The sequence below is a fragment of the Frigoribacterium sp. 9N genome (assembly GCF_902506305.1).
GTDB lineage: Bacteria > Actinomycetota > Actinomycetes > Actinomycetales > Microbacteriaceae > Frigoribacterium.
This window is the reverse complement of the sequence record NZ_LR733392.1, coordinates 742,063-763,557: the sequence shown is the minus strand read 5'-3', so window position 1 is coordinate 763,557 and position 21,495 is coordinate 742,063. Positions and strand designations below refer to the sequence as shown.

The 21,495-nt window shown below is 72.9% G+C and carries 17 protein-coding genes; 4 read left to right on the top strand and 13 right to left on the bottom strand.

Going from position 1 to position 21,495, the window contains the following annotated elements; all coding sequences use genetic code 11:
- Positions 1 to 65 precede the first annotated feature (65 nt).
- The 6 genes from ARTHRO9V_RS06655 to ARTHRO9V_RS06630 form a co-directional block, all read right to left on the bottom strand.
- Complete coding sequence (locus ARTHRO9V_RS06655) at positions 66 to 2,381, bottom strand: DUF3488 and transglutaminase-like domain-containing protein (protein WP_159826265.1); 2,316 nt, start codon at positions 2,379 to 2,381, stop codon at positions 66 to 68.
- On the bottom strand, positions 2,374 to 3,702 hold the full coding sequence (locus tag ARTHRO9V_RS06650) for a DUF58 domain-containing protein (protein ID WP_159826263.1): 1,329 nt from the start codon (positions 3,700 to 3,702) through the stop codon (positions 2,374 to 2,376). Before ARTHRO9V_RS06650 ends, ARTHRO9V_RS06655 begins: the two co-directional genes overlap by 8 nt.
- Positions 3,703 to 3,704: 2 nt before the next feature.
- Complete coding sequence (locus ARTHRO9V_RS06645) at positions 3,705 to 4,736, bottom strand: MoxR family ATPase (protein ID WP_369794384.1); 1,032 nt, start codon at positions 4,734 to 4,736, stop codon at positions 3,705 to 3,707.
- 29 nt (positions 4,737 to 4,765) lie between these two features.
- Positions 4,766 to 5,248, bottom strand: coding sequence for a pantetheine-phosphate adenylyltransferase (gene coaD, locus ARTHRO9V_RS06640; protein WP_056046215.1), 483 nt, complete (start codon positions 5,246 to 5,248; stop codon positions 4,766 to 4,768).
- 81 nt (positions 5,249 to 5,329) lie between these two features.
- On the bottom strand, positions 5,330 to 7,570 hold the full coding sequence (locus ARTHRO9V_RS06635) for an ATP-dependent DNA helicase RecG (RefSeq protein ID WP_123570361.1): 2,241 nt from the start codon (positions 7,568 to 7,570) through the stop codon (positions 5,330 to 5,332).
- Between the two features lie 31 nt (positions 7,571 to 7,601).
- On the bottom strand, positions 7,602 to 9,308 hold the full coding sequence (locus ARTHRO9V_RS06630; protein ID WP_159826261.1) for an acyl-CoA dehydrogenase family protein: 1,707 nt from the start codon (positions 9,306 to 9,308) through the stop codon (positions 7,602 to 7,604).
- A gap of 150 nt (positions 9,309 to 9,458) precedes the next feature.
- Here ARTHRO9V_RS06630 and rsmD point away from each other — a divergent pair, with 150 nt between their 5' ends.
- Complete coding sequence (gene rsmD, locus ARTHRO9V_RS06625; RefSeq protein ID WP_159826259.1) at positions 9,459 to 10,034, top strand: 16S rRNA (guanine(966)-N(2))-methyltransferase RsmD; 576 nt, start codon at positions 9,459 to 9,461, stop codon at positions 10,032 to 10,034.
- 28 nt (positions 10,035 to 10,062) lie between these two features.
- On the opposite strand, the gene thiL is transcribed toward rsmD, so the two are convergent.
- Entirely contained in the window at positions 10,063 to 11,082 is a 1,020-nt protein-coding gene (thiL, locus tag ARTHRO9V_RS06620) for a thiamine-phosphate kinase (protein WP_159826257.1), read from the bottom strand.
- Positions 11,083 to 11,106: 24 nt separating this feature from the next.
- Here thiL and ARTHRO9V_RS06615 point away from each other — a divergent pair, with 24 nt between their 5' ends.
- Positions 11,107 to 11,670, top strand: coding sequence for a DUF3515 family protein (locus tag ARTHRO9V_RS06615; RefSeq protein ID WP_159826255.1), 564 nt, complete (start codon positions 11,107 to 11,109; stop codon positions 11,668 to 11,670).
- Positions 11,671 to 11,698: 28 nt separating this feature from the next.
- On the opposite strand, the gene ARTHRO9V_RS06610 is transcribed toward ARTHRO9V_RS06615, so the two are convergent.
- The 6 genes from ARTHRO9V_RS06610 to leuC all read right to left on the bottom strand — a co-directional run bounded on the left by ARTHRO9V_RS06610 (position 11,699) and on the right by leuC (position 18,290).
- The gene (locus tag ARTHRO9V_RS06610; RefSeq protein WP_236557082.1) at positions 11,699 to 12,790 is read right to left on the bottom strand and encodes a D-alanine--D-alanine ligase family protein; all 1,092 of its coding nucleotides are present in this window, start codon (positions 12,788 to 12,790) and stop codon (positions 11,699 to 11,701) included.
- Between the two features lie 168 nt (positions 12,791 to 12,958).
- Positions 12,959 to 13,972: an NAD(P)H-dependent glycerol-3-phosphate dehydrogenase gene (locus tag ARTHRO9V_RS06605; RefSeq protein WP_159828511.1), complete on the bottom strand. Its 1,014-nt coding sequence runs from the start codon at positions 13,970 to 13,972 to the stop codon at positions 12,959 to 12,961.
- Positions 13,973 to 14,045: 73 nt separating this feature from the next.
- A complete protein-coding gene (locus ARTHRO9V_RS06600) occupies positions 14,046 to 14,828 on the bottom strand; it encodes a 1-acyl-sn-glycerol-3-phosphate acyltransferase (protein ID WP_233568353.1) in 783 nt (260 codons plus the stop codon).
- A 7-nt stretch (positions 14,829 to 14,835) separates the two neighbouring features.
- On the bottom strand, positions 14,836 to 16,203 hold the full coding sequence (murA, locus tag ARTHRO9V_RS06595) for a UDP-N-acetylglucosamine 1-carboxyvinyltransferase (protein ID WP_043593953.1): 1,368 nt from the start codon (positions 16,201 to 16,203) through the stop codon (positions 14,836 to 14,838).
- A complete protein-coding gene (gene leuD, locus ARTHRO9V_RS06590) occupies positions 16,204 to 16,800 on the bottom strand; it encodes a 3-isopropylmalate dehydratase small subunit (protein WP_056046227.1) in 597 nt (198 codons plus the stop codon). It abuts the gene before it with no gap.
- Positions 16,800 to 18,290 (bottom strand): 3-isopropylmalate dehydratase large subunit, encoded by a 1,491-nt coding sequence (gene leuC / locus ARTHRO9V_RS06585; RefSeq protein WP_159828509.1) that lies wholly within the window; start codon positions 18,288 to 18,290, stop codon positions 16,800 to 16,802. Before leuC ends, leuD begins: the two co-directional genes overlap by 1 nt.
- 218 nt (positions 18,291 to 18,508) lie before the next feature.
- On the opposite strand from leuC, the gene ARTHRO9V_RS06580 reads away from it, so the two are divergent.
- Positions 18,509 to 20,008: a PQQ-binding-like beta-propeller repeat protein gene (locus ARTHRO9V_RS06580; RefSeq protein ID WP_159826251.1), complete on the top strand. Its 1,500-nt coding sequence runs from the start codon at positions 18,509 to 18,511 to the stop codon at positions 20,006 to 20,008.
- Positions 20,005 to 21,450, top strand: a complete 1,446-nt coding sequence (locus tag ARTHRO9V_RS06575; protein WP_159826249.1) for a PQQ-binding-like beta-propeller repeat protein — start codon at positions 20,005 to 20,007, stop codon at positions 21,448 to 21,450. The genes ARTHRO9V_RS06580 and ARTHRO9V_RS06575 overlap by 4 nt, the downstream gene beginning before the upstream one ends.
- Positions 21,451 to 21,495 lie beyond the last annotated feature (45 nt).

Sequence of the window (21,495 nt, the reverse complement as noted above, 5' to 3'; positions counted from 1 at the left end):
GTGCACGAGGTCGAACACCGGGACGGTGTAGGGGGTCTGGGTGAAATGAGGCACGAACGAAGAGTTTACGCCGTCGAGCCGGACGCCGCCTCCGTACCCCCGACGAGTGATCGCGGCGCGATCGTGGCGGTGAGACGCTGCCCCACGGACGACGAGGCACGGAGCCCGGCGATGACCCGACGCGCGTCCGCCTGCACCTGTCGGCCGGCCGGTTCGGCTCCGAAGCGCTCGGCCTGCAGGGCGTCCAGCAGCGCGACGGACGCGGCCCGCGCCTCCCGGGCCGTGGCCGTCCGGCCGGCGGACGGTGCGTGTGACGTCGTCGCCGCGGCACCGTCGCCGAGAACCGCGAGTCGCTGCGCCAGCAGGTCGGCGACGGCCGGAGGGGTCATCGCGGCCGTCACCGGGACGGCGAGGTCCCGAGCGGTGTCGACCACCTCGTGCCAGGCGTGCAGGGCCAGGTCGGGAGGCGACGCCGACAGGCGGCGGCGACGGCGACCGGCCCGCAGCCCCGAGGGGACGACGAGGGCCGCCAGTGCGAGCGCCGCGAGCACCGACAGGGCGATCGTCGGCACGGGACCGCCGCCGGCTCCCTGGCCGGAGGCGGTGGACGTCGGCGTGGCACTCGCGCCCGGGGCCGCGCTCGTCGGGGCGGCCGACGCCGAGGGCGCCGTGCTCGCGTCGGGCGAGGTGCTGGCGTCGTCGCTCGGGACGTCGCTCGGTTCGACGCCGGTCTGCTGCAGGTACTGCTGCGGGGCGCCGAGGCCGACGGTCGGCTCGAAGGGGACCCAGCCGAGCCCGGCGAAGTACAGCTCGGGCCAGGTGTGCAGGTCGTCGCTGCTGACCCGGAACGCGGCGTCGTCGCCGACGCCCTGCAGGTCGCCCGGCAGGAAGCCCACGGCCACCCGCGACGGGATGCCCAACGTCCGCGCCATGACGGCCATCGCCGAGGCGAAGTGCACGCAGTACCCGCTGCGGACCTGCAGGAACGTCTCGATCGCGTCGAGGCCGCTGCCGTCGTAGCCGCGCTCGACCGGGGTGTCCTCCGAGTAGGTGAAGTCGCCGTCGCGGAAGAAGTCCTGCAGCTCGACGGCCGCGTCGAAGGGGTTCGCCGAACCGGCCGTCACCTGCGCCGCGAGGTCGGTGACGGATTGCGGCACCTCGTCCACCGAGAGATAGGGCGCCATGTCGGGCCCCGTGTCGTCGAGCGAGGCGACGACCTGCTCGGGGCTGGGATCGACGGGCCGGCTCGTCACCTCGTACTCGAGGCCCTGCGTGCCCTCGGAATCGCTGCGGACGGTGACGCCGCTCTCGTCGACGAACCGCCACCCGTCGTCCAGGCCCTCGATGGTCGCGGGCGGCACCGGCACGGGCAGGTACGGGCTGCGGAGCGCCCCGATCGTGACGTCGGTCGTGACGTCGCGTCGAGCGGTGCCGGGGTCGATGCCGGGAGCGTCGGGCAGCGCGTCGAGCGTGTTGAGCGGGTCGAGCGGCACGTCGGCGGGGCTCCAGGTGCGGCCCGAGAAGTCGACGAGGTCGACGAGCTTGAGGTAGTTGCCCTGCGGGTCGTCGGTCCGGTACGACAGGACGGTGACCGGGGCACCCCGCCGGAGGTCGTCGCCGAGGTCGATGATCGGGTTGACGCCGGTCGCGAGTCCGGTCCCGGTGCCCGAACCGGTCAGCGGCGCCACGCCCGCGAGCGGGACGACGGCCGTCAGCAACCCCGCCACGGCGACCGACGCGGCGGCTCCGACGAGCCCGGCGCGGGAGGGCCGTCGGCCGGTGGAGACCATCAGCAGCACCAGGAAGGCCAGCACGGTGGCCACCACCCAGGGCCAGCTCGTGACGACGCCCGGGACGAAGGTCGGCACCGCCAGCACGAGGGCGGGGAAGACCCCGGTCACGACCGGCAGCTGCCCCACCGACGACAACAGGTCGGTGACGACGGCGACGACGAGCACCGAGAGGGCGACCGTGACCAGCAGGCCGTCGTTGACCTCGACGGGGGCCGAGCCCTCGACGATCGCCGCGTTCGCCTGCGCGGACAGCTCGGGGAGGCGCGCGAACGTGGCCCCCGTCGGCACGACGCCCAGCAGGGCCGTGCCGCCCGAGGCGAAGGCCGTCGTGACGAGGGCGCCCAGCACCGCCCCACCGACGACGCCCAGCCAGGAGGCGCCCCCCAGCGCCCGCACGACGAGGGAACCGCCCAGCACGACGGCGGCCACCACGGCCCCGGCCACCCACCATCCGATCCCGACGAAGACGGGGTGCAGGCTCGCGAGCGACAGGACGAGCACGAGCCAGAGCAGGGCCGTGGTCTGCCCGCGGACGGCGCCCGTGGGCTCGGCACCGAAGAACCCCGTGCGGGTCGGCGACTCAGTCATCGAGGACTCCCGACGTCGTGATCAGGCGGCCGACGTCGACGCTCGAGTCGGTCTCGACGACCCGCCAGCCCGAGTCGCGCAGCGCACCGGCGACCTCGTCGGGGGCCAGCACGCGGTCGTCGGCCCGAGCACGACCGTCGGCGGGGCGGGTGGGTCGCGAGGTCAGGCCGGCGCCGAGGGGCAGCGCGGCCGTGACGACGACCGCGACCGCCGACGACCCGGGGGCCCTCGAGGCGACGAGCAGGTCGAGGTCGGGTCGGCCCAGCCCGGAGACGACCGCCACGACGGGCTCGCGGGGTGACGGGGCCGGAGCGGGCGCCCCGGGCGCGTCGTCGAGCCGCAGGTCGGCGAGGTCGTCGAGGAACATCGTGGTCGAGTCGGGATCGTGCCGGGCGACGAGCGTGCCGCCGGGTGTCGTCAGCACGGTCGCCGAGCCCGCGTGGCCCACCTCGACCGCGACCGTCGCGGCGAACGACACCGCCCATTCGAAGGCGTCGCTGACGAGAGGGATCGCGGCCGTCGCCGCCCTGACCCCGACCCTGCTCGTCGGGGGCAGGGTCGGACGGGCGTCCGGCCATCCCTCGGCCGCGACGGCGATGACGACCCGCGCACTCGGCAGGCCGTGCTGCTCTTCTTGCCGCACCATGAGCTCGCCGTGTCGTGCCGTGGCCTTCCAGTGCACCCGTCGCATCGGATCGCCCCGGCGGTACTCGCGGGTGACCGGATCGTCCTCGCCGCCGGCCAGGCTGTGCTCGCGCTGGCGCCTCGACCCGTCGCCCAGCGCACGGGACTCGCGGCCGAGTCCCACCTCGACGACCTCGGGCGCCACGACGAACTCCGCCACGCCGGCGGCCACGACCCGTCGACGGGCCACGCCGTACGACTCGACGAGGTCGACGTGCAGCGGGCCGATGCGGTGTCGGCCGCGCGGCAGGTCGTGGTGGCGGAAGACCGCCGAGGAGGCGCGGCCCGGCACCAGCAGGACGGCTGCGGCCTCGGCATCGGACAGTTGTCCGAACGGCAGCTGTTCGCGGACCCGCACGGTGCCGGAGGTCCGTCCCCCACGAGGGAGGACCGCGACCGTCTCGACGGCGGACCACCCCGCGACGCCCCGGTCGGGAGTGAAGCGACGGGTGACCCGCACGTCGGCCGTGCGGAACAGCAAGGAGATCGTGACGGCCACGATGAGCACGACCAGGGTCGTGCCGGCGAAGACGAGGGCGGGGGCCTGGAGCAGCCAGCCCACGAGCACGACCAGCACCCCGGCGGCGAGCACGCCGACGCCACGGCCGGTCGGCCTGGGGACCCCACCCCGTCCCATGGTCAGCGCGCGTCGGCCGCGTCGCCGAGCGGGACGGCGGTCTGCTCGACGATCTCGGCCACGAGGTCGTAGGCCGCCGAGGCGGCACCGGCACCGGCTCGACCGGCGAGGATCACCCGGTGACCGAGGACGGGACCGGAGAGGGCGTCGACGTCGTCGGGGACCACGTAGCCGCGGCCGTTGAGCGCGGCCCAGGACTTCGCCGCGCGCATGAGCTGCAGGGTCGCGCGGGGACTGGCCCCGAGCCGCACGTCGGGGTGGACCCGGGTCGCCTGGACGATCCGCACGGCGTACTCCTCGACGGCCTGGGCGGTGTAGACGGTGCGGACGGCGGCGATCATGCGCGTGAGCTCGTCGAGCGACACCAGCGGGCGCAGGGTGTCGAGAGGGCTGACCCGCTCGCGTTGCTGCAGCATGCGCAGCTCGCTGCGGGCGTCCGGGTACCCCAGCGAGATGCGGGCCATGAACCGGTCGCGCTGGGCCTCGGGCAGGTTGTAGGTGCCCTCCATCTCGACGGGGTTCTGCGTCGCCACGACGAGGAAGGGCGACGGGAGGGGATGCGTGATGCCGTCGACCGTCACCTGGCGCTCTTCGAGGCTCTCGAGCAGCGCCGACTGCGTCTTCGGCGAGGCACGGTTGATCTCGTCGCCGATGACGACGTTGGCGAAGACCGGACCGGGCTTGAACTCGAAGCCGCCGCTCTGCCGGTCGTAGACCGAGACGCCCGTGATGTCGCTCGGCAGCAGGTCGGGGGTGAACTGGATGCGGGTCACGGTCGCGTCGACGGCCTTGGCGAGCGCCCGGGCGAGCTGGGTCTTGCCGACGCCGGGGACGTCCTCGATCAGCAGGTGGCCCTCGGCGAGCAACACGGTGAGCGCCGTCGAGATGGCGCCGTCCTTGCCGTCGATGACGGTGGCCACGGCCTCGAGGACGCCCCGTGCCCGCTGCTGGACCTCGTCGAGCGACATCGTGGGACCGGAGCCGGCCGCCCGGACGGCGGCGGGCTCGACGGTGGGGTCGTTGGTCGTGGTCATCGCGGCGTCCTCGTCGGGTGGGGTCGGGGTCAGGTCGTGCTGAGGTAGGCGGCGACGGCCGCCGGCACGTAGGGCGACACGTCGCCGCCGAGCGAGGCCACCTGTCGCACCAGCGAGCTCGACACGTGCGCGTGGGCGGGATCGGGCAGCAGGAAGACGGTCTCGACACCGGCCAGACTGCGGTTCATGATCGCCATCGGGGTCTCGTAGGCGACGTCGACCTGCGAGCGGATGCCCTTGACGAGCACGCTCGCCCCGACCTCGGTGCAGTAGTCGACGAGCAACCCGACGCTCCAGCTGTGCACCGTGACGGTGTCGGGCAGCCCCGCCGCCCGGAGCGACTCGGTGAGCAACGAGACCCGCTGCGCCAGGGGCAACAACGCGCTCTTCTCGGGGTTGTGCACCACGAGGACGTGGACCTCGTCGAAGATGTTGGCGGCCCGGGCGATCACGTCCACGTGACCGAGGGTCACCGGGTCGAACGAACCCGGGACGACGGCGATCCTGCTCATCCGGTCACTGTAGCCCGCCGACCCCGGACGGATGCCCAGGGCGAGGACCGGGTCGAGGACGCGTCACGCGTCACCACCGGCTCAGTTCTTGCCCATGGCCTCGCGGCCCCGGTCGTCGAGGCGCCGCGCGATGGCGGCGGCGAGGGCGGGGTGGTCGACCAGGCGGGGATCGGCGTCGAGGACCTCGGCCGCGTGCTCGCGGGCGAGTCCGATGAGGTCGCCGTCGCGGGCGACCCTCAGCAGCCGGAGCGACGAGCGGCCGCCCGACTGGAGGTTGCCGAGCACGTCGCCCTCTCGGCGCAGGTCGAGGTCGACCTGCGCGAGCTCGAAGCCGTCGAGTGTGGCCGCGACCGCGTCGACCCGCTCGCGGGCCACGGTGTCGGCCGCCGCGTGGGTGACGAGCAGGCAGAGGCCCGGGTGGCCGCCACGGCCGACGCGGCCGCGCAGCTGATGGAGCTGCGAGACGCCGAAGCGGTCGGCGTCGAGCACGACCATGGTCGAGGCGTTCGGCACGTCGACCCCCACCTCGACGACCGTCGTCGCGACGAGGACGTCGATGTCACCGGCCGCGAAGCGGCGCATGACGTCGTCCTTCTCGTCGGACGACATGCGGCCGTGCAGGGGCTCGACCCGCAGGCCCTGCAACACGGGGATGGTGGGCACCCGGGCCATGACCCCCTCGACGCTGGCGCGTTCCGGCGCCGGTGCGTCGGAGGGCTCGGCACCGTCGGGGTCGTCACCGGGCGCGACCTCGGCGTCGGGCGGGTCACCCGGCTCGGCCGTCACCGCGTCGATCGCCGGGCACACGACGAAGACCTGTCGCCCCTTCGCGACCTCTTCGGCCGAACGTTGCCAGATGCGGCCGCCCCAGGTCGGGTGGTCGGCCAGGGGGACGACGAACGACTCGATGGGCTGACGGCCCTTCGGCAGCTCGGCGATGGTCGAGACGTCGAGGTCGCCGAAGACCGTCATGGCCACGGTGCGTGGGATCGGCGTCGCCGTGAGGACGAGAACGTGCGGCGGCGTGGCACCCTTCTTGCGGAGCGCCTCGCGCTGGTCGACGCCGAAGCGGTGCTGCTCGTCGACGACGACGAGGCCGAGGTCGAAGAACTCGACGGCCTCGCTGATCAGTGCGTGGGTGCCCACCACGACGTGCGCCTGCCCGCTGACGATGGAGAGCAGTGCCTTCTTGCGCTGGGCCACCGTCATCTGGCCGGTCAGCAGGGTCGGGCGCAGTCGGGCGGCGAGGTCGGGCCCGAGGGTGGCCGTGATCGACCGCAGGTGCTGAGCCGCGAGCACCTCGGTCGGAGCCAGCAGGGCCGACTGCCCACCGCTCTCGGCCACGGCGAGCATCGCCCGGAGGGCGACGAGGGTCTTGCCCGAGCCGACCTCGCCCTGCACGAGGCGGTTCATGGGCACCTCGGCCTCGAGGTCGCGGGTGATCTCGTCGCCGACCAGGCGCTGGTCACCCGTCCGCTCGAACGGCAGGGCCGCGTCGAAGACGGCGAGCAGGCCGTCGGGGGCGGCACGACGGGGGGTCGCGGCCGATCGACGCACGAGGGCCCGCTGTTGGAGCAGCGCGCTCTGCAGCACGAAGGCCTCGTCGAACCGCAGGGTGTCACGAGCCGTGAGGTGGTCACGATCGCTCTCGGGCCGGTGGATGCGCTCGTACGCCTCGGACACGGGCATGAGGTCGAGCTCGGACCGGACCGACGCCGGCACCGCGTCGTCGATCGGCGGCAGTCCGTCGAGCAGCACCTCGACCGACTTCTGCACCTGCCAGGACGCCACGGAGGCGCTGGCCGGGTAGATCGGGATGGGCTGCTTCGCCCACTTCTGGGCCTGCTGGTCGCCGACCCCGGCGACGGCCTCGTGCGAGGCGTCGAAGAGCTCGTAGTCGGGGTGCGCGAGCTGACGGAGCCCCCGGTAGTCGCCGACCTTGCCCGCGAAGATGCCGCGGGCGCCGGGCACGAGGTCCTTCGCCCGCCAGGCCTGGTTGAAGAAGGTGAGCGTGAGGATGCCCTGGCCGTCGCCGATGCGCACCTCGAGGATCGACCCGCGCCGGGCCCGCATCGTGCGTTCGCGGACGTCGAGCACCTGGGCCACGATGGTGACGGACTCGCCGAGCGGCAGCTGGTCGAGGGCCGTGAGCTCGCCCCGGCGGGCATAGCGCCGAGGGAAGTGCGTCAGCAGGTCGCCGACCGTGCGCAGGCCGAAGGCCTTCTGCAGGGCGGTGGCCGTCCGGCCGCCGAGGGCCCCGGCCAGCGACGCGTCGAGGGGTGAGTCGGGCACGCACACCACGCTAGCGCGCGCCCCCGACATCGCCCGCCCCCGGCGGACGCGCCTCCCGGCGTCAGAGGGTGAAGGAGTACCCGCCGGAGGCGCGGGTCGCCTTCGCGAGGTCGGCCCCGTGCCCGTCGTCGTTGACCTCGAGGGCCCTCAGCTGCCGCCCCACCCCGCGCGCGGACTGCTTGCAGAAGCCGACGGCGAGGTGACGCTCCGCGTCGGAGTCGGCCCGCGCCTCCTGGAGGGCCGTCGAGGCGCGGGACAGGACGGCCGTCTGCGCGTAGATGCCGCTCGCCGCGTCGGCGAGGCGCTTCTGCACGAGCTGCTTCTCCTGCACCTTCTTGCCGTGCTTGCGGAGCGCGCCCTCGGTGCGCTCGCGCAGTCGCGAGACCTGGTCGCCGAGCTCGGCGGCCTGCTTGGCGAGCGCGGGATGGACCCCGACCGGCCGTTCGGGCCGGATGCGACGCTGGACGCGGCCCGCGACGTACGGCGCGAGCACCCCGAGCGCCCGCCCCGGGTCGCCGATGCGGAGCGACGCCACGTCGGGCAGTTCCTCGCTGAGCGTCTTGAGCCCGTTGAGGGCGACGAACGCGCGGAGGACGTCGTTGGCCCCCTCGAAGATCGGGAAGATCCGGAAGTCGCGCAGGGCCTTCGACAGCGGGTGACCTTCCATGTACGCCTCGCCGCCGTGCAGCTGGACGGCCCGGTTGAGGGCGTACCAGCCGGTGTCGCTCGCCGCGACCTTGGTCAGGGCGGACTCCAGGGCGAAGTCGGTGTCGCCGCGGTCGACGAGGCCCGTGGTCAGGTACGACATCGATTCGACGCCGTAGATCTGCTGGGTCATCCACGCGAGCTTGTCGCCGACCATCTCGAAGTCCGCGAGCGGTCTGCCGAACTGGTGCCGCGCCTCCGTGTGCTCGAGGCTCAGCTCGAGGAACCGCTTCATGCCGCCCGCGATGGCCGTACCCATCGACATGCGACCGTTGTTGAGCGTGTTGACGGCGATGCGGAAGCCGTCACCGGGCTCGCCGAGCAGGTTCTCGGCGGGCACGCGGACGTCCTTGAAGTGCACGCGCTGCAGGTGGTTGGCCTTGAGGCCGTGCGTCTCGAACCGCGGGCCGGCGCTCAGCCCCTCCATGCCCTTCTCGACGATCAGCGCGACGTGCCCGAGGTCGCTCTGCGCGAAGACCGTCAGGACGTCCTTGTCGCCGTTGCCGATCCACCGCTTCTCGCCGTTCAGGAGCCAGCTGCCGTCGCTCTGCCGCTCGGCCCGGGTCTCGAGCGCGTAGGCGTCGCTGCCCACGTTCGGCTCGGTGAGCACGAACGCCGCGAGCTTGCGGCCGCTCGCCAGGTCGGGCAGCCAGCGGGCCTTCTGGTCGTCGGTGCCGAAGAGGTGCAGCGGCTTGGTGCCGATCGACTGGTGCACCCCCATCACCGTGGCCAGGGTGCCGTCGACCCGACCGAACTCCTCGTACACGCGGCAGTAGGCGCTCTGGCCGAGCCCGAGGCCGCCGTACTCCTCGGCGACGAAGAGTCCCATCAGGCCCCGCTCGCCCAGCTCGCGCACCAGGTCGTCGCCGATCCACCCCTCGCGTTCGGCCTTCAGCGGGTCGTAGCCGGCGAGCACCTCGCGGGCGGACGCGGACACCGTCTCGACCCGGGACTTCTCTGCCGCCGTCATGTGCGGGTACGGGAAGGCGAGTTCGGAGGCGATGCGCCCCGCGAACAGCGACTTGGTGAACGAGGGCCTCACGGTGCGATCGACGCTGGTCATGGGACCCGATGCTGCCGACGCGGGCGGGCGGCGACAACTCGGTTGTGCAGGTCCGACGACCGGGCGCGGGAGTCGACGGTCGCGCGTTGTCGGGATGCTCGAACCCGACGGGCGACGGGTGGCGGGCGTCGACCTGGCAAGGTTGACCCCATGTCCCGCATCATCTCCGGCTTCGCCGACAACCTCTCGCTCGTCGTCCCCAAGGTCGGGACGCGGCCCACGAGCGACCGGGTCCGCGAGGCGCTGTTCTCGTCGCTCGACGCGCGCGACGAGATCCGGGGTCGGCGCGTGCTCGACCTCTACGCCGGGACGGGCGGCCTCGGGCTCGAGGCGGCGTCGCGAGGAGCCGCCTCGGTCGTGCTGGTCGAGAAGGCCCCCGGCGCCGCGAAGGTGTTGCGTCGCAACGTCGAGTCGGTGCTGGCCCGGGCTCCCCGCCCGCCGCGCGGCACTCCCCCGCGCGTCGACGTCGTGACCCAGCCCGTGCGGTCCTACCTCGAGGGCGGCTCGGCTCTCGTCGACCTCGTCTTCTTCGACCCGCCCTACGAGTTGTCGGCCGCCGACCTCACCGCCGACCTCACGGCCCTGCTGCCCTCGCTCGACGAGCAGGCCCTCGTCGTCGTCGAGCGCGCCTCGCGCGACGGCGAACCGGGCTGGCCCGAGGGCCTCACCCTCGACGTGAAGAAGCAGTACGGCGACACGACCGTCTGGTTCGCGCTGCGCGACTGACCCCCCGCAGGAGGCGCGGGTCGGCTCGTCAGCCCTGCGCCCCCGACCACAGGCGGTACGGGTCCCACCCGCCGGCCTCGCCGGGTTCGGAACCGTCGACGGTGACGCGAGGCGCGCCTCCTGCCGGGTCACGGACCGTGCCGACGGCGCGGAACCCACCGGGCAACGCCACGTCGGGCGGGAACGTGGCGAACAGGGAGTGGTCCTCACCACCCGAGAGCGCGAGCCGTGGGTCGTCGCCGAGGGCAGGGCCCCACAGGTCGACCACGACACCGCTGGCGCGGGCCACCCGACCGGCGTCGAGGGCGAGGCCGTCCGACAGGTCGAGCATGGCGGTCGCCCCTGCCAGCGCCGCCGAGCGGCCGTCGGCCACGGGCGGGGTCGGGGCGAGGTGCCAGCCGACGTCCGGGTCGCGCTCGCGCAGGGCGGCGGCCGCGGCGGTGTCGGGCGACCCGTCGTGGTCGACGCCGAGACGGAACAGCAGGTCGAGCCCCCGCGCCGAGCGGCCGAGCGCGCCCGACACGGCGACGACGTCGCCGACGCGCGCCCCGTCCCGCCGCACGGGCGCGCGCCCCTCGAGGTCACCGAACGCCGTCACCGCGACCGTGAAGGTCGGCGACACCGAGAGGTCGCCGCCGACGACCCCCGCGCCCGGGGCCATCACGGAACAACCCGCGCGCAGACCGTCCGCGAAGGCCTCGAGTTCGGTGACGCCCGTGTCGCCGGGCACCGCGAGGGCGACCACCAGCGCCGTGGGCCGAGCGCCCATCGCCGCGACGTCGGACAGGTTCGACGCCGCGGCCTTCCAACCGAGGTCGTACGACGTCGACCACGCGCGCCGGAAGTCGGGGCCGTGCACCATGAGGTCGGTCGTCACGACGAACCGGCCGTCGGGCGCCGCGACGACGGCGGCGTCGTCACCGGGACCGAGCAGCGTGTCGTCGCCGCGGGGCAGGCGGGGCAGGATGCGGGCGAGGGTGGCGAGCTCGCCGACGCCCTCGACGGTGTCGGCGTCGTCCGGGCGGGGGTCCGTGGAGCGTCGTTCCATGTGCTGAACGGTAGCCTGGATGCGATGTCGAACCCGTCCTCGCGCCTCACCGCGCGCCTCCGTCCCCGCCTTCGCGTCCCGGCCCTCGTGCTCGTCGGGGCCGGTCTCGCGACGACGCTCGTCGGCTGCTCGCAAGCGGTCCCGATGCAGCCCGCCGCGGGGGCGAACGACCCGGCCTGCGCGCAGGTCACCGTCCACCTGCCCGAGGTCGTCGACGACGGTCAGGACCGCCGCGAGACCGACGCGCAGGCGACGGGTGCCTGGGGTTCGCCGACGAGCGTGCTGCTGCACTGCGGCGTCGAGACGCCCGCCGTGTCCGACCTGCCCTGCTACGACATCCAGGGCGTGGACTGGCTCGTCGACCAGGACCCCGACGACGCCGACACCTCGATCCTCACCACGTACGGCCGTGAGCCGGGCGTTCAGGTGATCGTCGACACCACCAAGGCGAACGGCGGCAACGTGTTGCGCGACCTGGCCGACTCGGTCGGTTACCTGCCGAACGACGGCAAGGAGTGCGTCGGTGCGGGCGACCTGCCGGGCTCGGCCGGATCGGCCGACGACCCGTCGGCGACACCCACGCCGTAGGCCCGGTGGCCGGGACGGACGGGTTCCGTCAGCGCTCGGTCTCGAGGCCGAGGGCGATGAGCTCGTCGATCAGCTCGGGGTAGCTGAGGCCGCTCGCGAGCCAGCAGGCGGGGAACATCGAGATGGGCGTGAAGCCGGGCATCGTGTTGACCTCGTTGACGACCCAGCCGTCCTCGGTCAAGAAGAAGTCGACGCGGGCGAGGCCCGTGCCGTCGATGGCCTCGAAGGCCAGAGCGGCGAGACGCTGCATCTCGGTCAGGTCGCCGGGTGCGAGGTCGGCGGGGCAGACCAGGTCGGCCCCGGGGGCGCCGAGGTACTTCGACTCGAAGTCGTAGAACGTGTCGCCCGCGAGGACGATCTCGCCCGCGACCGAGGTGCGGGGAGGCGCGCCGTCGCGTCCGCCGAGCACGGCGCACTCGATCTCGCGGCCGACGACCGCGGACTCGACGAGCACCTTGTGGTCCTCGGCGAAGGCCTTCCGCATGGCCGCCGGGAGGCCGGCGGGCGAGTCGACGCGCGACACCCCCACGCTCGATCCGGCTCGGGCGGGCTTGACGAACATCGGGTAACCGAGCGCCTCGACGTCGGCGGCCACGCGCTCGGGTGCGGCGTCCCAGTATCGACGACGCACGGTGCGCCAGGGGGCGACGACCACGCCGGCGGCCTGCAGCACGGTCTTGGTGAAGTGCTTGTCCATGCCGAGCGACGAGGCGAGCACGCCCGCGCCGACGTAGGGCAGCCCGGTCAGCTCGAGCAGGCCCTGCACCGTGCCGTCCTCGCCGAACGGACCGTGCAGGATCGGGAACACCACGTCCACCTCGCCCAGCAGACGCGTCGTGCCGTCGGGCTCGGTGACGGTCAGCTCGCGGGTGGTGGACGACTCGGGCCAGTGGATGCGGGTGCCGTTGTCGACGACGGTCGGCAGCGTCTCGGCGTCGAGCTCGAACCGTGCCGCGTCGTCGGGCTGGAGCGTGAACGCCCCCTCGACGGTGATGCCCACGGGCACCACGTCGTAGCGGGAGCGGTCGATCGCCGAGAGGACTCCCCCGGCCGTCGCGCAGCTGATCGAGTGCTCGCTCGAGCGGCCGCCGAAGAGTACGACCACGACGGTCTTCGCCACCCCGGGTGTCGAGGCACCGACGGACGAGGCGTCGTTCGCGGCGACGCGCGGGGTCGTGGTGGGCTCGGTGCTCGCCATGAGGGGCCTTTCGTCGGTGTCACGGCCCGCGGGCCGACCCGCGGTGGGCGGGCTCTGGTCGTCACGCCTCCCGGCACGGCCGACCAGCGGTCACTCGCCCTGCGGCTCGTCCGTCTCGGTCAGGTGCGGGGCGATGTTGCGCGGGTCGAGTGTACCGGCGAGCACCTCGGCCACCTGCTGGACGATGGGCATGTCGACGCCGCGGGACCGCGCGAGTTCGAGGATCGGAGCGACCGAGGCCAGTCCCTCGGCGGTCTGGTTCATCTGGCGCACGACGTCGCCGAAGGCGTAACCCTGACCGAGCAGTCGACCCGCGGTGTTGTTGCGCGAGAGGGGCGACTCGCACGTGGCGATGAGGTCGCCCAGGCCGGCGAGGCCGGCGAGGGTCTCGGCCTTGGCCCCGAACGACACCGCGAACGCGGTCATCTCGGCCAGCCCGCGCGTGATGATCGAGGCCTTGGTGTTCTCGCCGTACCCCACGCCGTCGACGATGCCGATGGCGACGGCGATCAAGTTCTTGAGGACCCCGCCGAACTCGGTGCCGATCACGTCGGTGTTGACGAACGAACGGAAGTACGGGTTGGTGGCGGTGGCCGCGACCAGGGTCGCCGTGTCGAGGCTGTACGACGACACGACCGCGGCCGTGGGCTGCCGCTTCGCGATCTCGAGGGCGAGGTTGGGCCCCGACGCGACGGCGATCAGGTCGCGGTCGATGCCGAGCTCGGCCTCGATCACCTCGCTCATGCGCAACCCGGTGGCCTTCTCGACGCCCTTCATCAGGCTGACGACCGGCACGCCGGACGGGACCATGCCGCGGATGGCGGTCAGGTTGTCGCGAAGCGTCTGGCTGGGGACCGACAGGTGGACCTGCTCGGCACCCGCCAGGGCCTGTTCGACCGAGGGGGTGGCGACGAGGGTGCGGGGCAGGTTGATGCCCGGAAGGTAGTCGCTGTTGCGCTTGCTCTCGGTGATCTCGCGGGCCACCTCGGGACGGCGGGCCCAGAGCGTGACGTCCGCGCCCCCCTCGGCGAGGACCTTGGCGAAGGTCGTGCCCCAGCTGCCCGACCCCAGGACGGCGACCCGGCGCGGGATCGAGTCGCGCATGACGATCGAGATCGCCTCGGTCGTGACCGCCCCTTCTCCGAGGGCCTCGATGGCGCCTTCGCGTGACTCGGAGCTACTCAAAGCGGCCTGTCTCCTTCTGGTGGTTCTTGGTGGGGTTCCAGCGTTCGGCGGGTGCCTTCTCGCCCCGCAGCCGCTCGACCAGCTCGGTGACGGCGTCCATCACCAGGGCGGTGGCGGCCGTGACCGAGGCCTGGTCGAGGGGACGATCGCGGAAGGCCGAGAGGTCGACGGGGTCGCCGATCACGACGGTGATGCGCTTCCGCGGGAAGGCGTGCAGCCGACTCGAGTAGCGACCCATGAGGTGCTGACTGCCCCAGTGCGCCATCGGGACGAGCGGCACCCCGGCGGCGAGGGCGAGGCGCACGGCACCGCTCTTGCCCTTCATGGGCCAGAGGTCGGGGTCGCGGGTGAGGGTGCCCTCGGGGTAGACGATCACGCCACCGCCCCGGGCGACGAGCAGACGCCCGGCCGCCAGGGGGTCGTGGTCGTGGGTGCGACCCGCCCGCTCGACGGGGATGTGCCCCATCGCATGCATCATGCGACCGAAGACGGGAACCCGGAAGAGGGACGCCTTCGCGAGGAAGCGCGGCACCCGCCCGAGGGACCACATCACCCGACCCACGACCACCGGGTCGATGTTCGTGTAGTGGTTCGGGGTCAGCACGAACGCACCCTCGGCCGGCAGCTTGTCGCCGTCGACGATGTCGATCCGGGCCATCAGGTCGAAGAGCGGTGCCGCCGGAGTCGCGAGGACGCGGAAGAACGCACCCTTCTCCTTGCGACGCCTCCGCGCCGGGACCGGGACGACGGGAGCGTCGGGGTCGGCTGTCGACACCGGCCGATCAGCCCTTGAAGTCGAAGTCGGCGCCCAGCTTGCGCAGCTTCGCGATGAAGTGCTCGTAGCCGCGGCTGATGATGCCGACGTTGCTGATCTTGGACTCGCCCTCGGCGGTCAGGGCCGCGATGAGGTGGCTGAAGCCGCCCCGCAGGTCGGGAACGCGGATGTCGGCACCGTGCAGGGCCGTCGGTCCGTTGATGACCGCGGCCTGCTCGAACTCGCGACGCGCGACGCGACGGTCGTGGTCGGGCAGTCCGTCCTTGTGCACCGTGATGTCGGCGCCCATGTCGTTGAGGGCCTCGGTGAACTGGAAGCGGTTCTCGTAGACCGTCTCGTGCACGACCGAGGTGCCCTGCGCCTGCGTCAGGGCGACGATGAGCGGCTGCTGCCAGTCGGTCATGAACCCGGGGTGGACGTCGGTCTCGACGACGACGGGCTTGAGCTCGCCACCGGGGTGGAAGAAGCGGATGCCGTCCTCGTGGACGTCGAAGTCGCCGCCGACCTTGCGGAAGACGTTGAGGAACGTCATCAGGTCTTTCTGGTCGGCGCCCTCGACGAAGATGTCGCCCTTGGTCGCGAGTGCGGCCGAGGCCCAGCTCGCGGCCTCGTTGCGGTCGTTGATCGCCCGGTGCGTGTAGCCGCGGAGCTTCTCGACGCCCTCGATGAAGATCACGCGGTTCGGCTCGACCGAGACGACGGCGCCCATCTTCTGCAGGATCGCGATGAGGTCCATGATCTCGGGCTCGATGGCGGCGTTGCGCAACTCGGTGACGCCCTTGGCGAGGACCGCGGTCAGCAGCACCTGCTCGGTGGCCCCGACGCTCGGGTAGGGCAGCTCGATGTTGGCACCGGTGAGCCCGTCGGGCGCGGTGAGGTGGATGCCGTTGTACGACTTGTCGACGACGGCGCCGAAGGCGCGGAGGGCGTCGAGGTGGAAGTCGATGGGCCGGTCGCCGATGCGGCAGCCGCCGAGGTCGGGGATGAACGCCTCGCCCAGGCGGTGCAACAGCGGCCCGCAGAAGAGGATCGGGATGCGGCTCGACCCGGCGTGGGCGTCGATCTCGGCGAAGTGGGCGGACTCGACGTTGGACGGGTCGAGGATCATCTCGCCGCGGGCCGGGTCGGTGATGCGCACCCCGTGGACCGAGAGGAGGCCGCGGACGACGTTGACGTCGCTGATGTCGGGGACGTCCTTGAGGATGCTGGGGGTGTCTCCCAGGAGGGCGGCGACCATGGCCTTCGTGGCGAGGTTCTTGGCACCGCGCACCTCGATGCGACCGATCAGCGGTTTGCCGCCCCGGATGACGATCTCATCGGAGGTGAGCCCCACACGGGCACCTGCTGCTGCTGCGTCTTGGACGAGAGAGTTCACTTACTTCACCGGCAATGTCTTCGGGCGCCAGGCGGCGCGGCGGGATTCGAATTCTGTGATGGCCGCTTCGTCGCGGAGGGTCAGGCCGATGTCGTCGAGGCCTTCGAGGAGTCGCCACTTAGTGTAGGCATCGACTTCGAATCCGACGGTGAGGCTGCCGACCGTGGCGGTCTGCGCCACGAGGTCGACCGTGATCTCGACGCCCGGCTGCCGGTCGATCTCGGCCCAGATGCGCTCGACGTCGTCCTCGGCGACGGCCGCCGCGAGGAGCCCCTGTTTGCCGGAGTTGCCTCGGAAGATGTCGCCGAACCGCGAACTGATGATCACGTCGAAGCCGAAGTCGCGCAGCGCCCAGACGGCGTGCTCACGGCTCGAGCCGGTGCCGAAGTCGGGACCCGCGACGAGGACGCGCGCGCCCTGGAACTCGGGTCGGTTCAACACGAACTCGGGGTCGTTGCGCCACCCGAAGAAGAGGGCGTCCTCGAAGCCGGTCTTGGTGACCCGCTTGAGGAACTGAGCCGGGATGATCTGGTCGGTGTCGACGTTCGAGCGCTTCAGCGGCGCGGCGACACCGGTGACGGTGGTGAACTTCTGCATCAGCGGACCCCTGCCCGATCGGTGCCGTCGGCGAGGACGGGTTCGTCGGACGTGCGGACGGCCGTGGAGGCCGCCGCGTCGTCGTCGGCCTGGAGGTCCCACGGCGAGGACAGCGTCCCGCGCACCGCGGTGGCCGCGGCGACGAGGGGCGACACGAGGTGCGTCCGACCGCCCTTGCCCTGGCGACCCTCGAAGTTGCGGTTCGAGGTCGACGCGCATCGCTCGCCCGGTGCGAGCTGGTCGGGGTTCATGCCCAGGCACATCGAGCACCCGGCGAAGCGCCACTCGGCACCGAAGGCGGTGAAGACCTCGTCGAGCCCCTCGGCCTCGGCCTCGAGGCGGACGCGAGCCGACCCCGGCACGACCATGACGCGCACGCCCTCGGCCTTGGTGCGCCCGCGGATGATCGACGCGAACGCACGGAGGTCTTCGATGCGGCTGTTGGTGCACGACCCCATGAACACCGCGTCGACCGGGATGGCCTTCATCGGCGTGCCGGCCTCGAGGGCCATGTACTCGAGCGCCCGCGTCGCCGCGGCCTTCTCGTTGGGGTCGACGACGGTCTCGGGGTCGGGCACGGAGTCGCTGAGCGACACGCCCTGGCCCGGGTTGGTGCCCCACGTGACGAAGGGCTCGAGCGTGTCGGCGTCGAGGAAGATCTCGGCGTCGAACACCGCGTCGTCGTCGGTCGGCAGGGTGTCCCAGTAGGCGATCGCCTCGTCCCAGTCGGCACCCGTGGGGGCGTGCGGACGACCCTGCAGGTAGTCGTACGTGGTCTGGTCGGGAGCGACCATGCCGGCCCGGGCACCCGCCTCGATCGACATGTTGCAGATCGTCATGCGCCCCTCCATCGAGAGGGCGCGGATCGCGCTGCCGCGGTACTCGAGCACGTAGCCCTGGCCGCCGCCGGTGCCGATCTGCGCGATGACGGCGAGGATGATGTCCTTCGCGGTGACGCCGGGGCGCAGCGTGCCCTCGACGGTGACCGCCATCGTCTTGAACGGCTTCAGCGGCAGGGTCTGCGTCGCCATGACGTGCTCGACCTCGCTGGTGCCGATGCCGAAGGCCATGGCGCCGAAGGCCCCGTGGGTCGAGGTGTGCGAGTCGCCGCAGACGACGGTGATGCCCGGCATGGTCAGTCCGAGCTGCGGGCCGACGACGTGCACGATGCCCTGCTCGGCGTCGCCCAACGGGTGCAGGCGGACGCCGAACTCGGCCGTGTTGCGACGGAGCGTCTCGATCTGCGTGCGACTGGTGAGGTCGGCGATCGGCTTGTCGATCGCCAGGGTGGGTGTGTTGTGGTCCTCCGTGGCGATCGTCAGGTCGGTCCGACGCAGCGGCCGATCGGCCTGGCGCAGTCCGTCGAACGCCTGGGGGCTGGTGACCTCGTGCACGAGGTGGAGGTCGATGTAGAGAAGGTCGGGGGCGCCGTCTTCGCCCTTGACGACGACGTGGTCGTCCCACACTTTCTCGGCCAGCGTCCTACCCACGGGCACGCCCCTTCTCCTGTATCGACGGAAAGATGATCCGTGGAGTCTACGCCAGTGCCTCCGGCACGTTTCTCGACGGTCGTGGGGTGAACCCCGCCCCGAGGACGGTCATTCCCGGCGCACCCGGGGGCTGCGGCGAGCGCGTGGGACGAGGGCTCCGAATAGCATGACGACACCCGTCGGGCGGACGACGGCTGCGCTCGACGAGGAGGCCGACCATGAGCCACCCCGAGCGCGCACGCGACCACCCCGGGGAGGCGCGGGTCGTCGGTCGCTGGCACCGCGCCTCCCCGGGTCGTCGCGTCGCCGCCGTGCTCGGCGCCCTGGTCGTGGCGTCCACGCTCGTGGCCGCCGGGGCGGTCTCGGTGGCTCCGCACTACGGGGACGGCCGCCCGTGGACGGGGCTCGCGGTCGACGACCTCCGACGGTCGCCGGACGCGACCGGTTGGACGCTCGACCTCGCGGCGACGCTCGCCCCCGACGCCCCGCGGCGCTGCCTGAACTTCTGGACCTCCCCCGCGGTCGACGGACTCGTGGCGGTCGGCACCTCGGTCGACCTGGACTTCGGGGACGCCCTGGGGGCGCCGGCCTGCCGCTCGTACGCGTCCGAGGCGAGCACGAGCCTCGTCGGGCTGGTCGAGACGGCCACGGGCACGGTCCGCTGGGTGCACGACCTGGCCCGAGACGTCCCCGACACCGACGCCCTGAGCATCCCCGCGACGCAGGTCGTCCCCTCGGCCGGTCGCGTGCTGGTCCAGACGCAGACGACGGGGGCGACCGTGCTGGCCGCCCTCGACCTGCGCGACGGCTCGCTCGTCGAGTCGACCCGTGGCCGGCGCGACCTGCCCAGCGTGAGCGTCGACTCGCGGGGACCCCTGCAGTTGCGGACCTTCTCGGGCATCGCGGGGTCGGGCGATCGGTACCAACTCGTCGAGGCCTCGCGTCTGGCCGACCCGGTGTGGGAGGGCGGGGTCGACTCGGGCAGTTCTCCGGCGCTGCTGAACGACGGCGCCCTCGTGTCACGGGGCGGTGAGACCGTGTTCGTCGACGCCGCCACGGGCCGGGAACGTCCCTTCGCGGCCTCACCGGACGAGATCGCCGTGCCGCCCGTCGGCTCGCCCGTGACGACCGGGGAGGGGCGCCGCGTCGTCGCCTTCGGCATCGAGAGGACCAGGGCCGACGGCACCGTCGAGGCGCTCGACGAGGACGGGGAGGCCGTCTGGAGCCGACCCACCTCCGGGCGCCGCCTGGCCGTCACGCCGTCCTGCGTGGTCGTCGTCACCGACGGCGACACGGCCGCGGAATGCCTCGATCCCCGCGACGGCTCGGTCCGCTGGAGGACCGACCTCGGCGCCCCGTTCGCGGTCGAGGCCGTGCCGGGTCAGCGCGCGACCGACGTCTTCGTGGTCGTGCAGCGGTCGGGCGGGTCGCGCCTGCTCGCCCTCGACGGCGCCGACGGGCACACCCGCTTCAGCTCGTCCGTGGGGCTGCTCGACGACCTCGCGGCGGCGGGCCGGTCGGTGCTCTACCTGCAGACGGAGGACGGTCGCTCGTCGGGGCGGGACGTCGCGGCCCTCGACCTGGACGACGGTCGGCCGCTGTGGGCGACCTCGTCCTCGGGCACCGTGGTGTTCTGGGGCGGTCATCTCGTGCGCATCGACGACCAGGGGATCGCCCGACGACTCGTGGACACCGCCCGCGTCGGGGCGACGTCGTGAGGGCGGGACGTCGCCTCGCCGTGGTCTACGCCGCCGTGGTCCTGGCGGCGCTGGCGACCACGGTGCTGGTCGCGCCGACGCAGCCCGAGTACGGGTCGGACCCGCCGTGGCAGGGCATCGCCGTCGACGACCTCCGGCAGGAACCCGGCACCACCGGGTGGCGCGTCGACCTCCGTGCCGCTCTCGCCCCCGGGGCCCCCGCCGAGTGCCTCCGCTACCGGGCGACGCCCGTCGCGCAGGGGCTCGCACTCGTGAGCGCGGCCGGGGCCTGGACCTACGGATTCGCCAACGACGGCGACTGCGCCACCCCGACCCAGGGGGTCGGCACGCGCATCGGAGCGCTCGACGTCGACCGCGGCACCTTCCGCTGGGTGCACGACGTCGCCGACGACCTCGCCGGGCTCGGCCTGACCGGCCCGGCCCTCGTCTCGTCCGTGACGGCGGTGCACGAGGCGGGACTCGTGCTCGTCCGGGCGTCGGTCGACGGCGAGCAGGTGCTGATGACGTTGTCCGTCGAGACCGGGCGACCCGTCGAGGTGGTCGAGACCGGTTCGGCGGGTGACGGGGACCAGTTCCAGACCGTGGGGGCCGTCGTGGTGACCGGTCGGCAGCAGGGCGTCGGCGGCGTCTACCGCTACGACCTGCGCGACGCCCGCGACCTCGACCGCGTGACGTGGAGCGGACCCGCCTCGACCACGGGCGTCGCCCTCGCGCTGAGCGACCGGTTGGTCGTCGCGCGGGCCGACGGCTCGGTCCAGGTCGACCTCGCCACCGGTACCGAGCGCCCCTGGGCGGCACGGCTCGACCGCCTCATCGGCTACGTCGTCCACGACGACGTCGTCTACGCCCCCCGAGGAGGCGCGGCCACGGGACGAGGGGACGCCGGCTTCGTCGCGTTGACCGCCGACGGCGAGCGCCTCTGGAGCTCGGACCGGGACGTCCGGGGCGGCTACTCGGTGACGCGTTCCTGTCTCGCCGTCACCGACGTGCGCGCGCAGACGGTGACCTGCCTCGACCTCGCGACGGGAGACGTGCGGTGGACCGACCCGGCGTCGAGCTCGTCCGCCGTCGACGGCCTGCCCGGCCAGACCGACGACCGCGTCTTCGCGACGGCGACCGCCGCAGGCCCGGGGCCCGTGGTGGTCCGTGCGCTCGACGGCTCCAGCGGCTCGGCCGGCGCCCGCCTGTCGCTGCCCGACGGAGCCGTCCTCGCGGCGGCGGGACGGACGGTCGGCTACGCCCTGGCCTACGGCACCTCGGGTGGGCGGTCGACCCTCGTCGCGTTCGACCTCTCGAGCGGGCGCGCCCTCTGGGAGCACGCCGCGGAGCTGCAGGTCTACGCCTGGGCGGGGCGACTGGTGGACGTGGACGTCGAGGGGGTCGCGCGGGTGCTGGTCTCCCCCGAGCGCGTCGCGGTCCCGGCGGGCTCGTCCGGAGGGTGACGCCTCGGCCGCCCGTTCGAACGCGTGTTCGAATCGGGCGTATGG